Origin of the sequence: Pseudomonas sp. PA27(2017) (assembly GCF_001945445.1) — a bacterium.
Lineage (GTDB): Bacteria > Pseudomonadota > Gammaproteobacteria > Pseudomonadales > Pseudomonadaceae > Aquipseudomonas.
Genome location: NZ_MSXW01000060.1, coordinates 446 through 13,418 on the forward strand (window position 1 = coordinate 446; position 12,973 = coordinate 13,418).

The following is a 12,973-nucleotide window of genomic DNA, read 5'->3' on the forward strand; positions in this document are numbered from 1 at the left end:
TCCGGCTCGCAAAAACCTGGTGATGGAGGAAGTCGAGCGCTATGGGGAGCATGATCGCCGCGTACGAATGAAGGTTTCGCCTCAGGCTCGCAAACGAAACCCGGCTCTCCCCACGCACTGGGAAGTGCGCGAGGTCAGCTATCAAAGCCAAGGGCGTATCAGATCGCTGCTCACGTCGCTGCCGGTCGAGGACTACAACGCAGAAGCGGTCGCCGAACTCTATCTGGAACGCTGGGAAATCGAGCTGGGCTTCCGGGATATCAAAAGCTCAATGCAGCAGAATGCAGTAACGCTGCGCAGCAAGAAGGTCGACCTTATTTATCAAGAGGTCTGGGGGCTGTTACTGGCTTACAACATCATCCGTCGAGAGGCCAGCCACGCCGCAATAGCCTTTGGCCGAACGCCTTCAGACATACGCTTCAAACCTGCCTGCCAGTACATTGCGGTACAACTGATCGTCATGGCAGCTGCTAATCCGGTATCGGCGACAGGCAGAAGGTTGGCTGAGCTGCGGGGAGGTATCGGAGGAATGTTTCTGGATCACCGTCCAAGGCCGGGAAGACCCAGGACGGTGAAGATTTCCAAAACCCGATATCCAGTGGATCGCAAGGCTGCTCCGCTTAAGTGAACAGCATTACGCCAGCGTGCGGGGCTTTTTTATGCGCAAGCACTTTTACGTGCAGCCACTCACCGTCAGCGTGCTACAGGCGCACGCCGCCGTCGAGCTCGAGAATGCGCCCCGTGAAGTACTCGTTTTCCAGCAGGAAGGCGATGGCGTGGGCGATTTCCTTCGGTTTGCCGAGGCGCTTGAGCGGAATCACGTCGGTCATGCGCTGTAGCGCTTCGGGTTTCATGCTGGCGACCATGTCGGTCTCGATGAAGCCGGGTGCCACGCCGGCCACACGAATGCCGTAGCGCGCCAGTTCGCGGGCCCATACCACGGTGTCGGCGGCCACTGCGGCCTTGGCCGCCGAGTAGTTGGCCTGGCCGATGTTGCCGGCGCGCGACACCGAGGAGATATTGATGATCGCCCCCTCGTTCTGCAGCTCGATCATCTTCGCCGCCACCTCACGGGTGCACAGGAACACGCCGGTCAGGTTGACGTCGATCACCGATTGCCATTGGGCCAGGCTCATCTTGCTCATCTCCCCGTCCTTGACCTTGATGGTCAGGCCGTCGCGCAGAATGCCGGCGTTGTTGATCAGCCCGTTGATCGAGCCGAAGTCCTCGGCGATCTGAGTGATGGTCTGGGTGACCTGCTCTTCGTTGGCCACGTTGCACAGGTAGGTACGCGCCTGCACGCCCAGCGCCCTGCAGGCCGCTGCGGTTTCGTCGAGTTTTTCCTGGTTAAGGTCGACCAGCGCCAGGCGCACGCGGCGCTCGGCGAGGTACTCGGCCATGGCGCGGCCGAGGCCCTGGCCGCCGCCGGTGATGATGATGACTTTATCTTCGAGTTGCATGCCAATTCCCTAGAGTGAGAGCTGAACGGGTCAACCGGCGTCTTGCCCAGGCGGCACTCGCTGCCACGCGTTCAGGTCGGTCGATTGCCATGACGTACCGGCAGCAGCATAGAGCGCGAGATGGGCAGGGCACCAGCACTACCCCAGGCCTCAACATCCTGTAACAGCGTGGTCGGTATGCGCGAAGCCTCGCGTCGCCTGGCGTTGAACGCAGCGTGGGTGGGCGAAGTCGAAACTTCAGCTTGAATTAAGCGCAACACCCCATATTTCTCTCCTACTGGAAGGTGTTCTTCCGTCAAGGAAACCGCGATGCGCATTTTCATGTTGTTGTTCCTGCTGTTCCCGATCCTCGAGCTGGCCGTGCTCATTTCGGTGGGCAGCGCCATTGGCGTGCTGCCGACCATTGCCCTGGTGATCCTCACCTCGATCTGTGGTGGCCTGATTCTGCGTATCGCTGGCATCACCACGGCCTGGCGTGCCCGCGAGCGCCTGGCGCGCGGCGAAATGCCGGATCAGGAAGTGCTGCAGGGCCTGATGATGGCGGTCGGCGGTGGTCTGCTGCTGTTGCCGGGTTTCATCAGCGACGTCATCGGCGTGCTCTGCCTCATGCCGTTCACCCGCCGCTGGCTGGTCGAGCGCGTGCGCCAGCGCGCTGCCGAGCAGGCCGCGCGGCAGCGGGCCTTCGCCGATGACCTGGCCGCCCGCAATGGCCAGCCCGGCGCGCCCAAGCCGAACGTGCTCGAAGGTGAATACGAGCGCCGCGACTGATTCCCGCACATAGCGCACAGGCCCCGGTCAGAGCCTTCTGGCCGGGGCTTTGTATTTTGGGGCTGACAAATCTGCGCGTAGCCGACGTAAAAAATTTATCGGCCTGCCCTTGAATTGCTGCTGGTCGACCTTATGTAGCGGTCACCGCAAGGTTTTTCGGCGTTCGATGCGCCGAAACATATTTCGGCGTTACGCGCATTGCGCAGCGCCACGATCCTGCCGGTGAGAGCACCGGTTGATGTCAACAACTATTGGGAGAGATCGACAATGAAGCTTCGTCCTTTGCATGACCGCGTCGTGATCCGTCGCAGCGAAGAAGAAACCAAAACCGCTGGCGGTATCGTGCTGCCGGGCTCGGCTGCCGAGAAGCCGAATCAGGGCGAAATCGTTGCCGTGGGTACTGGCCGTGTTCTGGACAGCGGTGAAGTCCGTGCCCTGGCCGTCAAGGTCGGCGACAAGGTTTTGTTTAGCCCCTACGGTAGCCACACCGTCAAAATCGATGGCGAAGAGCTGCTGGTTTTGGGTGAGAACGAAATCCTCGCTGTCGTCGAAGCCTGATCGCCCGCGAATTCCGTTTAATCGTCAAGAATTGAGGATCAAATAACATGGCAGCTAAAGACGTAAAATTCGGCGACGCCGCTCGCAAGAAACTGCTGACTGGTGTCAACGTTCTGGCCGACGCGGTCAAAGCTACCCTCGGCCCGAAAGGCCGTAACGTAGTCCTGGAGCGCAGCTTCGGCGCCCCGCTGATCACCAAGGACGGCGTTTCCGTCGCCAAGGAAATCGAGCTCAAGGACAAGATCGAAAACATCGGCGCCCAGCTGGTGAAAGACGTTGCTTCCAAGGCCAACGACGCTGCCGGTGACGGCACCACCACCGCTACCGTTCTGGCTCAAGCCATCGTTACCGAAGGCCTGAAGTCGGTTGCAGCCGGCCTGAACCCGATGGACCTGAAGCGCGGCATCGACAAGGCCACCGCGGCCATCGTCGCCGAGCTGAAGAACCTGTCCAAGCCTTGCACCGACAGCAAAGCCATTGCCCAGGTTGGCACCATCTCCGCCAACTCCGACGAGTCCATCGGCAACATCATTGCCGAAGCCATGGAAAAAGTCGGTAAAGAAGGCGTGATCACCGTTGAAGAAGGCTCGGGCCTGGAAAACGAACTGTCCGTCGTAGAAGGCATGCAGTTCGACCGCGGCTACCTGTCGCCGTACTTCATCAACAAGCCGGACACCATGGTTGCCGAGCTCGACGGCCCGCTGCTGCTGCTGGTCGACAAGAAGATCTCCAACATCCGCGAACTGCTGCCGGTTCTGGAAGCCGTTGCCAAGGCTGGCCGTCCGCTGCTGATCGTTGCCGAAGACGTCGAGGGCGAAGCCCTGGCTACTCTGGTGGTCAACAACATGCGCGGTATCGTCAAGGTCGCTGCCGTCAAGGCGCCGGGCTTCGGTGATCGTCGCAAGGCCATGCTGCAGGACATCGCCGTTCTGACTGGCGGTACCGTCATCTCCGAAGAGATCGGCCTGAGCCTGGAAAGCACCACCCTGGAGCACCTGGGTCAAGCCAAGCGTGTCGTCCTGAACAAGGAAAACACCACCATCATCGACGGTGCTGGCCAGCAGTCCGACATCGAGTCGCGCGTTGCGCAGATCCGCAAGCAGGTGGAAGACACCACTTCGGACTACGACAAAGAGAAGCTGCAAGAGCGTCTGGCCAAGCTGGCTGGCGGTGTTGCCGTGATCAAGGTCGGCGCTGCCACCGAAGTCGAGATGAAAGAGAAGAAAGCCCGCGTTGAAGACGCCCTGCACGCTACCCGCGCAGCCGTCGAAGAAGGTGTGGTACCTGGCGGCGGTGTTGCCCTGGTACGCGCTCAGTCCGCTCTGGACGGCCTCAAAGGTATCAACCTGGAGCAGGACGCGGGCATCAACATCCTGCGCCGTGCCATCGAAGCGCCGCTGCGTCAGATCGTTTCCAACGCTGGCGACGAAGCGTCCGTGGTGCTGGACAAGGTCAAGCAGGGCACTGGCAACTACGGTTACAACGCTGCCAACGGCGAGTACGGCGACCTGATCGAGTTCGGCATCATCGACCCGGCCAAGGTTACCCGTAGCGCGCTGCAAGCCGCTGCTTCCATCGCTGGCCTGCTGATCACCACCGAGGCGATCGTTGCAGAGCTGCCGGAAGACAAGCCTGCTCCGGCCATGCCGGACATGGGCGGCATGGGTGGCATGGGCGGCATGATGTAAGCCGACCGGCACCCTGAGCTGTACCGAGAACCCCGCGCCCCTGGCGCGGGGTTTTTTATTGCCTGTGTGTCAGCCACGGCTGGATGTTGGCTCCAGGCGTCTAGCTGGCGCGCCCGAGCCTCTCATGCTGTCCGCGTGACATCGGTTGGCGTGAAGGGTTTTGACCGTTCGTCTTGTTGTAACCTTTGGCGACTTATCCTGATCTAGTGTTAGCGAACGCGTTGGCCGCACTATCAAGAGGTTGCGATCATGAGCTTAGGTGTCGCCAGAGGTTTATTTTTCGTTGCCGCATTGAGCGTCTCGGCGGTCGCGGCGGCCTCCTGGTATGAGCCCGGCCCCGGCGTGGTCAACAGTACCAACCGCAGCAATTGCCTGAGCCCTGCTAACAAGCGGGTTGTCCAGGCAGCCCCCGAAGCCAGCCAGAACCTCTTGATACTGGTGATGGGCCTGTCCCAGGCGCGTCGCTGATCATCCGCCGTCGCTCCTTCTGCCTGAGTGGCGGAACAGTGAATTTCTCCTACTGCCGCGAACTCCGATACCCTGAGTGTTCACTCGAGGCAAGGAGAGCAGCAGATGTCGATTTACCGTGAGCGCGGCGAGCGCCTTCAGTCATTGCACCAGCAGCCTGAGCTGCTGATCCTGCCCAACCCCTGGGATGCCGGGTCGGCGAAGATGCTCGCCACGCTCGGTTTTCACGCCCTGGCCACCACCAGCGCCGGGCTGGCCTTTTCACTGGGCCGACGCGATGCCGAAGGTGCGGTGAACCGCGATGAGGCGCTGGCCAATGCCAGGGCGATCGTCGAGGCGACCCCGCTGCCGGTGGTTGCCGACCTGGAAAATGGCTACGGCGACTCACCAGAGGACTGCGCCGCGACCGTGCGGCTGGCGGCGCAGGTCGGCCTGGTCGGCGGTTCCATCGAGGATGCCACCGGCCGGCCCGAGCAACCCATCTACCCCTTCGAGCTGTCGGTGCAGCGCATTCGCGCTTGCGTGGTGGCGGCTCGCGAGCTGGACATTCCCTTCACTCTGACGGCGCGGGCGGAAAACTTCCTGCACGGCCGTGCCGACCTGGACGACACCATCCGCCGCCTGGTGGCTTACGCCGAGGCTGGCGCGGACGTGCTCTACGCGCCAGGGCTGACCAGTCGAGAACAGATCAAGGCAGTGGTCGAGGCGGTGGCGCCCAAACCGGTCAACGTGCTGGTCGGCTCGCCGAGCCTGATGCTGTCGCTGGACGAGCTGACGCAACTGGGCGTCAGGCGCGTGAGCCTGGGCTCCAATCTGGCGCGCGCTGCCTATGGCGCCTTTCTGCAGGCAGCCACGGGGCTTGCCGAGCGCGGCGACTTGAGCGGCGCCCAACAGGCCCTGCCGTTCGACGCCATCAACGATCTGTTCAAGGGCTAGCGTGCGGCAGTTCCTGATCGCGCTGCTGATCTTCGTGGTGGTCGGCGGCCCGTTGGCGCTGTACCGCCAATGGATCGACGTGCCGCCACGCTGGAATCCCTGGGCACCCCTGGACCTGCGCGACACGCCCAACTGGCTGACCGCCTACAAGCTGCGTCGTCTGCAAGGCGACGCCGAGCTATGCCGCACGGTACTGGATACGTCCGCGCTGCGTTACGTCGCGCTGCCCGACAGCACGCCAGCCGCCGACTGCCCGCTGACCAATACGGTACGCGTGCAGGGCAGCGACGTGCGCCTGAGCAGCAGTTTCATCGCCACCTGTCCGGTGGCCGCGGCCTTTGCGCTGTTCGAGCGCCACGGCCTGCAACCGGCAGCCGAGCAGCGCTTCGGCCAGCGCGTGGTGCAGGTCGACCACGTTGGCAGCTTCGCCTGCCGCACCATCGCTGGTAGTCAGCGGCGCAGCCAGCACGCCTCGGCCAATGCCCTGGATATCGTCGGCTTCCGCCTGGCCGATGGCCGGCGTATCAGCGTGCTGCGCGACTGGCCGGGGGAGGATGATAAGTCGCTGTTCCTGCGCCAGGTGCAGCAGGCGGCCTGCTCCAGTTTCAACACCACGCTGGGGCCGGACTACAACGCGGCGCACCGTGATCACTTTCATCTGGATATGGGCGGCTTTCGCATGTGCCGCTGACGGGTGCCCGCGGCTTATCGAGCCAGGCGTCGTTGCAAGGTCAGGTGGCCCATCAACAGCTCCCAGGGCGCCAGGGAGTCTTCCAGCAGCGGGTTGCTGGCGGCATTCTCGGCAGCGCCGGTCGGCGTCAGCGGTTGTTGCTGCAATGCCAATTCTTCGAGGGGAAGCGCGACACCCACTTCGTTCAGCGAGCAGATGAACTGACGCTGCATCATCACGTCTTCCAGGGTGCGTACGCCGTGCACGGGGGCTTCGTCGACCGCTATCGCCGTGACCGAGACCGGCGCCGCGGGCTGGCCCATGGTGCTTTCCATATCGCGCAGTACGCTGCGCAGAATCTGGTCGTACAGCGCCGCGCTGGCGCTCGATGGCGTACCGGATTTCTGGGCGGCTACCCGGGTGTCACCGGGAATACGGGAGATGACTTCGAACATCGAACGGCAGGCTCTGGCAAACTAGCGCTTTCCAGGGTATCGGCTGCTGTCGGCCCGAGTTGAGCCCCGCGGTTGCTTGAAAACTGCCGTTTCTGAATCGATGGACGATCCGCAATGAGTGAACTACAGCCCGATGTGCGCATTCGCATGGAGGCCCTTGCGCCGCATCTGCAAACCGGCGCGCAGCAATGGGCGCAGCACCTGGGCTTGCCGCTGGAAGGCGAGGCCGGTTATGCGTTGCAACTGGGCGAGGCTGGCTTGCAACTGGTCGAGCTGGGCCCCCAGGCGCCGGGGCCGGTGCGGGTGGATTTCGTCGAGGGCGCGGTAGCGCACCGTCGCCAGTTCGGCGGCGGAGCCGGACAGATGATCGCCAAGGCCGTCGGCATCGCCCAGGGCATTCGCCCGCGGGTGCTGGATGCCACCGCCGGGCTGGGCCGCGATGCGTTCGTGTTGGCCAGCCTGGGTTGCCAGGTCGACCTGATCGAGCGCCAGCCGCTGATCGGTGCGCTGCTCGAAGACGGCCTGCAGCGGGCGGCGGCGGACGCCGAGGTGGCAAGTATCGTCGCGCGCATGCGCCTGCTGCAGGGCAACGCCATCGAGCTGATGGCCGGCTGGCAGGGCGAGGCGCCGCAAGTGATCTACCTTGACCCGATGTTCCCCCATCGCGACAAGAGCGCCCTGGTGAAGAAGGAGATGCGCCTGTTCCGGCCCTTCGTCGGCGACGACCTGGATGCGCCGGCGTTGCTCGAGGCCGCGCTCAAACTCGCCAGCCATCGCGTGGTGGTCAAGCGCCCGCGCAAGGCGCCGGTCATCGAGGGTGCAAAGCCGGGTTATGCGTTGGAGGGCAAGTCCAGCCGTTACGACATTTACCCCTTGAAGAAGCTCACGCCTTAAGGCCTGTTCACGATCTTTCGGCTCGGCCTTAGCGCTTGACCGCAAAGTGGCGGTAGCGGCCGTTATCCGATCCATTGTGGGAGCCGCGACCTCGCGGTGATTCGCTCAGGCACCGCCGATAGGCAGTCAGGCTGCAATCGTTTCGCCCCGAGGTCGGGGCTCCCACAGGTTGGTTTGAGTGTCTGCTCCTGCCTTGTAACCGCCTCATCAATGTCGCCCAAAAAGATCGTGAACAGGTTCTTCAGCGAACCGCCCTACGGTCGTGATCCAACCTGAACGTTTTTGGCGGGCCTCACCTCAGATTTTGAACGGATGCACGAGATATCCGAGCGAACCGAGGTAGCCCCATGAGCGAGACCATCACAGCTGGCGCCGAGCGCCGGACGATTTCCCTGTCGTTGAACGGCAGCCCTACTCAAGTCGAGGTATACCCGTGGATCACGGCTCTCGACCTGCTGCGTGAGCAGCTCGACCTGATCGGCACCAAGAAAGGTTGCGACCACGGCCAATGCGGCGCCTGCACGGTGCTGGTGGACGGCCGGCGGGTCAACGCCTGCCTGACCCTGGCGGTGATGCTCGACGGTCGTAAGCTGACCACCATCGAAGGCCTGGCCGCCGGCGACGAGCTGCACCCCATGCAGCGCGCCTTCGTCAAGCACGACGCTTTTCAATGCGGTTACTGCACACCGGGACAGATCTGCTCGGCGGTCGGCCTGGCCAATGAAGGGCGGGTCGGCGACGCCGCCGACATCCGTGAGCGCATGAGCGGCAACCTGTGCCGCTGCGGCGCTTACAGCAACATCCTGGCCGCCATCGAAGAAGCGCTGCCCGAGAGCGAACAGGCGGTGCGCCCATGACCCCCTTCGCCTACAGCAAGCCCGAGGCCATCGACGAAGCGGTGCGCCTGGCCGGGCCCGACAGCCTGTTCATCGCCGGCGGCACCAACCTGGTCGACCTGATGAAGGAAAACCTGGTGCGGCCCAAGCGCCTCATCGACATCAATGCGTTGCCGCTGCGTGACGTGACCGTCACCGCCGATGGCGGCCTGCGCATCGGCGCACTGGTCGGCAACGCCGAGTTGGCCTGGCACCCGGAGATCGAGCGACGTTATCCGCTGCTCGCCCAGGCACTGCTGTCTGGTGCATCGCCCCAGGTGCGCAACATGGCCAGCGCCGGTGGCAACCTGCTGCAGCGTACCCGCTGCCATTACTTCTACGACGCCCAGGTGCCGTGCAACAAGCGCGAGCCCGGCAGTGGCTGCCCGGCCCGTGAGGGGCTGAACCGCAACCATGCGCTGTTCGGCGCCAGCGAGCATTGCGTGGCGGTGCACCCGTCGGACTTCTGCGTGGCGCTGGCTGCCTTGGACGCTCAAGTGGTGATCACCGGCCCGCAAGGCGAGCGCCGCGTAGCCATGAGCGACTTTCACCGCCTGCCGGGCGATACCCCGCAGCGCGACACGGTGCTGGAGCCAGGTGAACTGATCCTTGCCATCGAGTTGCCGGCTGAAGATTTCGCCAGTCATCACGCCTACCTCAAGCTGCGTGACCGTGCTTCGTTCGCGTTCGCCCTGGTGTCGGTGGCCGCAGCGCTGCAACTGGATGAAAACGGGCAGGTCCGCCAGGCACGCATCGCCCTGGGCGGCGTGGCCCATAAACCGTGGCGGCGAGCGGACGTGGAGGCCAGCCTGGTTGGGCAGGCCGCCACGCCCGAGCGCTTCAAGGCGGCCGCCGAGCTGCTGCTCAAGGATGCCCAGCCGCTGGCCCACAACGCCTTCAAGGTCGAACTGGCGCGCCGCGCCGTGGTTCGCGCCCTGTCCACCGCCGCAGAAGGAGCCCGCCCATGAACGCGCGAACCCTCGGCCAACCCCTGGACCGTGTCGACGGCCCGCTGAAAGTCAGCGGCCAGGCGCGCTATGCCGCCGAGCATCCGGCCGATGACCTGCTGCACGGCAGCGTGATCTGCAGCGTGATCGCCCGCGGCCGCATCACCGCCATCGATGACTCGGCGGCCCTGGCGCTGCCTGGCGTCAAGCTGGTGCTCAGCCACCTCAATCGCCCGCCCATGGCCCAGGACGACGAGAGCTACGAGGATGACGATGCCGCCGACGGCTCGCCCTTTCGTCCGCTGTTCAATGAGCGTATCCGTTACAGCGGACAGCCGGTGGCGCTGGTGGTCGCTGACACCCTGGAGCTGGCCCGTCATGCCGGCTCGTTGGTGCGCATCAGCTACGAGCAGCAGCCCCATGCCACCGACCTGCGCGAAGCCCTCAGCGAGGCTCACGCCGCGCCGGCCGAACTGCCCAAGCCCCGTGGCGATGCCGATGGTGTGATTGCCGGCGCGCCGCTGCGCCTGGAGCTGGAATACGAGCTGCCGTGCGAGTATCACCACCCGATGGAGCCCCATGCATCGACGGTAATCTACCAGGCCGATGGCAGCCTGCTGGTGCACGACAAGACCCAGGGCCCGCAGAACAGCCAGCGGTATCTGGCCGATGTGCTCAAGCTCGACCCGAGCCGCGTGCGCATCAAATCATCCTTCGTGGGCGGCGCTTTCGGTTCCGGTCTGCGCCCGCAGTACCAGTTGCCGCTGGCCGCCATGGCGGCATTGAAGCTGCAGCAATCGGTGCGGGTGACCCTGACCCGCCAGCAGATGTTCACCTTCGGCTATCGCCCGCGGGCGGTGCAGCACCTGCAGCTCGGCGCTGACGAAAGTGGCAGGTTGCAGGGCCTGGTGCACGAGGTGATCGCCCAGACCTCGCGCTTCGAAGACTTCACCGAGCACGTCGCTGAATGGTCGGGGATGCTTTACCACTGCGATCACGTGCGCCTGGCTTATCGGCTGGCGCCGCTGGATGTCTACACGCCGCTGGACATGCGCGCACCCGGTGCTGCGACCGGGCTATATGCCCTGGAGTCGGCGATGGACGAGCTGGCCTGGGCGGCGGGTGTCGACCCCGTGCAACTGCGCCTGACCAACTACGCCGAAACCAACCAGAACGAGGGCAAGCCCTATTCCAGCAAGGAGCTGCGCGCCTGCTACCAGCAGGGTGCCGAGGCCTTCGGCTGGAGCAAGCGCAGCCCGCAGCCGGGGGGCATGCGCGAGGGTAATCAGCTGATCGGCTACGGCATGGCGACCGGCGTGTGGGAAGCCATGCAGATGCCGGCCAGCGCCCGCGCCAGTTTCACCGCCGATGGCCGCCTGATCGTCGCCAGCGCGACCTGCGACATCGGCCCAGGCACCGCCACGGTGATGACCCAGATCGCCGCCGACGTGCTGGGCATGGACCCGTCCCAGGTGGAGTTTCGCCTCGGCGATTCCAGCCTGCCCAAGGCGCCGCTGCAGGGCGGCTCGTTCACCGTATCGTCGGTGGGCAGTGCGGTGCGCGAGGCCTGCCTGGCCCTGGCCGACAAACTCTGCGAGGCGGCGCGACAGTGGCCCGAAGCGCCGTTCAGTGATGGGGCGGCGCTGCGTCTCAGCGCAGGCCGCGTGCAGCAGGGCGAGGATGCCAGCCGTGCGGTGGAGCTGAGCGCGCTGCTCGCTCGGCACGGCAGCCTGGAGGCCGAGGTGCAGGCGCAGCCCGGCAAGCAGCGTGAGCGCTACGCCAGTGCCAGCCATTCGGCGGTGTTCGTCGAGGTGCAGGTGGACGAAGCGCTGGGTACGGTGCGCGTCACCCGGGTGGTCAGCGCCATCGCCGCGGGTCGGGTAATCAACCCGAAAACCGCACGCAGCCAGATTCTCGGCGGCGTGGTGTGGGGCATCGGCATGGCCCTGCACGAGGAGGCGATGATCGACCACGACCTGGGGCGCTGCATGAACCACAACCTGGCCGACTATCACCTGCCGGTGCAAGCCGATATCGGCGATATCGAGGTGATCTTCGTCGAGGAAAACGACAGCATCATCAACCCGCTGGGCTCCAAGGGCGTAGGCGAGATCGGTATCGTCGGCGTTGCCGCGGCGGTCGCCAATGCGGTCTACCACGCCACTGGCAAGCGCATCCGCCAATTGCCGATCACCCTCGACAAGCTGCTTTGACGGTTGCCGATGGCGGGCTCACCTGCGCGGGCCCGTCATCGCGCTCCTTCGGTTCATTACGTATCACCAGCCAGATTCCCAGCCCCGAAATCAGCGTGCCCAGGCCCATCAGCCAGGACAGCGGCTCGCCGAACATCGCCCAGGCCCACACCAGCGTCAGCGCGGGGCTCAGGTACAGCACGCTGGCCACCCGGGTCGGTGTCGAGCGCTTCAGGCACAGCCAGTACAAGCCGTAGCCACCGATGGTGGAGATGCTCGTCCACAACACGCTCAGGGCGAAGCCGCCCGAGGGAACCGGCATCAGGCTGCCGTCCATCGCAGCCAGTAGCGCGAACGGCACGCAGCAGATGCAGCATTGCAGCCACAGGTTGCCGAGCAGGTCGAGCGACGCCGTGGCCTTGGTGCGTTTCTGCCACAAGGTCGCAATCGCTAGCGAGAACATGCCTAGCAGCGGCAAACCGTACACCCACAACGGCGCATCACCCCAGGCCAGCGCGTCCGAGGTCACCAGCACCAAGCCCGTCAGGCCGACGATCAGGCCGAGCCAGGTGCGCCCGCCCAGAGGCTGCTGGAACACCAGCACGCTGAGCAGGGCTACGCCGATGGGCAGCAGGTCGGCCAGCAGGGCGGCGAGGCCAGCAGGTACGCCAAGGGCGATGCCTTGAACCACACCGGCGAGGTAGCCGCCCATCGCCAGCAAACCGATACCGGCGTGGCGCAGCAAAGTGGCCAGCGAGGCGTTGCGCAGGCGCGGCAGCGCCCAGGGTGCCAGCAGCACCGCGAACAGCAGGCTGCGCCAGAACACCACCAGCATGGCCGGCGCATGCTCGATGGAGAAGCGCGCGCCGATGAAGCCCGAGCTCCAGATCACCACCAGCGCCGCTTCGAGCAGCAGCAGGGGAATCGCGACGGGCCAGAGGCGGGCAGTCAGTCGAACGGACATGGCGGTAAACCGGATGAAGGGTGTAGGTCCAGCCTACGAAGGTGGCGTAATCTAATAAATCAAAATGTATTGAATTAGTCGTTCGGAGTTTTTGAATT

At 64.4% G+C, this 12,973-nt stretch carries 15 protein-coding genes; 11 read left to right on the plus strand and 4 right to left on the minus strand.

Annotated features, from left to right (window positions below; genetic code table 11):
• A partial coding sequence (locus BVH06_RS21310) for a transposase (protein ID WP_139315704.1) occupies positions 1-628 on the plus strand: 628 nt, incomplete at its 5' end.
• Positions 629-701: 73 nt separating this feature from the next.
• Here BVH06_RS21310 and BVH06_RS21315 read toward each other — a convergent pair.
• Both BVH06_RS21315 and BVH06_RS25565 read right to left on the minus strand, forming a co-directional pair.
• Entirely contained in the window at positions 702-1,460 is a 759-nt protein-coding gene (locus BVH06_RS21315) for an SDR family oxidoreductase (RefSeq protein ID WP_075930912.1), read from the minus strand.
• Between the two features lie 71 nt (positions 1,461-1,531).
• Positions 1,532-1,783: a hypothetical protein gene (locus BVH06_RS25565; RefSeq protein WP_139315701.1), complete on the minus strand. Its 252-nt coding sequence runs from the start codon at positions 1,781-1,783 to the stop codon at positions 1,532-1,534.
• On the opposite strand from BVH06_RS25565, the gene BVH06_RS21320 reads away from it, so the two are divergent.
• The 6 genes from BVH06_RS21320 (at position 1,770) to BVH06_RS21345 (ending at position 6,569) form a co-directional block, all read left to right on the plus strand.
• Positions 1,770-2,228 (plus strand): FxsA family protein, encoded by a 459-nt coding sequence (locus tag BVH06_RS21320; protein WP_075930911.1) that lies wholly within the window; start codon positions 1,770-1,772, stop codon positions 2,226-2,228. The two genes, BVH06_RS25565 and BVH06_RS21320, sit on opposite strands and share 14 nt — an antisense overlap.
• Positions 2,229-2,495: 267 nt before the next feature.
• Positions 2,496-2,786 carry a co-chaperone GroES gene (locus BVH06_RS21325; protein WP_075935397.1) on the plus strand — a complete coding sequence of 97 codons (291 nt, stop codon included), beginning with the start codon at positions 2,496-2,498 and terminating at the stop codon, positions 2,784-2,786.
• A gap of 47 nt (positions 2,787-2,833) precedes the next feature.
• Complete coding sequence (gene groL / locus BVH06_RS21330) at positions 2,834-4,474, plus strand: chaperonin GroEL (protein ID WP_075935398.1); 1,641 nt, start codon at positions 2,834-2,836, stop codon at positions 4,472-4,474.
• A 249-nt stretch (positions 4,475-4,723) separates the two neighbouring features.
• Positions 4,724-4,942: a hypothetical protein gene (locus tag BVH06_RS21335; RefSeq protein ID WP_075935399.1), complete on the plus strand. Its 219-nt coding sequence runs from the start codon at positions 4,724-4,726 to the stop codon at positions 4,940-4,942.
• A gap of 105 nt (positions 4,943-5,047) precedes the next feature.
• Positions 5,048-5,878 carry an oxaloacetate decarboxylase gene (locus tag BVH06_RS21340; RefSeq protein ID WP_075935400.1) on the plus strand — a complete coding sequence of 277 codons (831 nt, stop codon included), beginning with the start codon at positions 5,048-5,050 and terminating at the stop codon, positions 5,876-5,878.
• A 1-nt stretch (position 5,879) separates the two neighbouring features.
• Complete coding sequence (locus BVH06_RS21345; protein ID WP_075935401.1) at positions 5,880-6,569, plus strand: extensin family protein; 690 nt, start codon at positions 5,880-5,882, stop codon at positions 6,567-6,569.
• A gap of 14 nt (positions 6,570-6,583) precedes the next feature.
• Here the strand turns inward: BVH06_RS21345 and BVH06_RS21350 are convergent, their stop codons facing one another.
• A complete protein-coding gene (locus BVH06_RS21350) occupies positions 6,584-7,003 on the minus strand; it encodes a hypothetical protein (protein WP_075935402.1) in 420 nt (139 codons plus the stop codon).
• A gap of 147 nt (positions 7,004-7,150) precedes the next feature.
• On the opposite strand from BVH06_RS21350, the gene BVH06_RS21355 reads away from it, so the two are divergent.
• The 4 genes from BVH06_RS21355 (at position 7,151) to BVH06_RS21370 (ending at position 11,932) form a co-directional block, all read left to right on the plus strand.
• Positions 7,151-7,897, plus strand: coding sequence for a class I SAM-dependent methyltransferase (locus BVH06_RS21355; RefSeq protein WP_371915311.1), 747 nt, complete (start codon positions 7,151-7,153; stop codon positions 7,895-7,897).
• Positions 7,898-8,244: 347 nt separating this feature from the next.
• Positions 8,245-8,754 (plus strand): (2Fe-2S)-binding protein, encoded by a 510-nt coding sequence (locus tag BVH06_RS21360; RefSeq protein WP_075935404.1) that lies wholly within the window; start codon positions 8,245-8,247, stop codon positions 8,752-8,754.
• On the plus strand, positions 8,751-9,740 hold the full coding sequence (locus BVH06_RS21365; protein ID WP_075935405.1) for a xanthine dehydrogenase family protein subunit M: 990 nt from the start codon (positions 8,751-8,753) through the stop codon (positions 9,738-9,740). Before BVH06_RS21360 ends, BVH06_RS21365 begins: the two co-directional genes overlap by 4 nt.
• A complete protein-coding gene (locus BVH06_RS21370) occupies positions 9,737-11,932 on the plus strand; it encodes a xanthine dehydrogenase family protein molybdopterin-binding subunit (protein WP_075935406.1) in 2,196 nt (731 codons plus the stop codon). Before BVH06_RS21365 ends, BVH06_RS21370 begins: the two co-directional genes overlap by 4 nt.
• Here the strand turns inward: BVH06_RS21370 and BVH06_RS21375 are convergent.
• Positions 11,910-12,875, minus strand: a complete 966-nt coding sequence (locus tag BVH06_RS21375) for a DMT family transporter (protein WP_075935407.1) — start codon at positions 12,873-12,875, stop codon at positions 11,910-11,912. The two genes, BVH06_RS21370 and BVH06_RS21375, sit on opposite strands and share 23 nt — an antisense overlap.
• Positions 12,876-12,973: the final 98 nt, after the last annotated feature.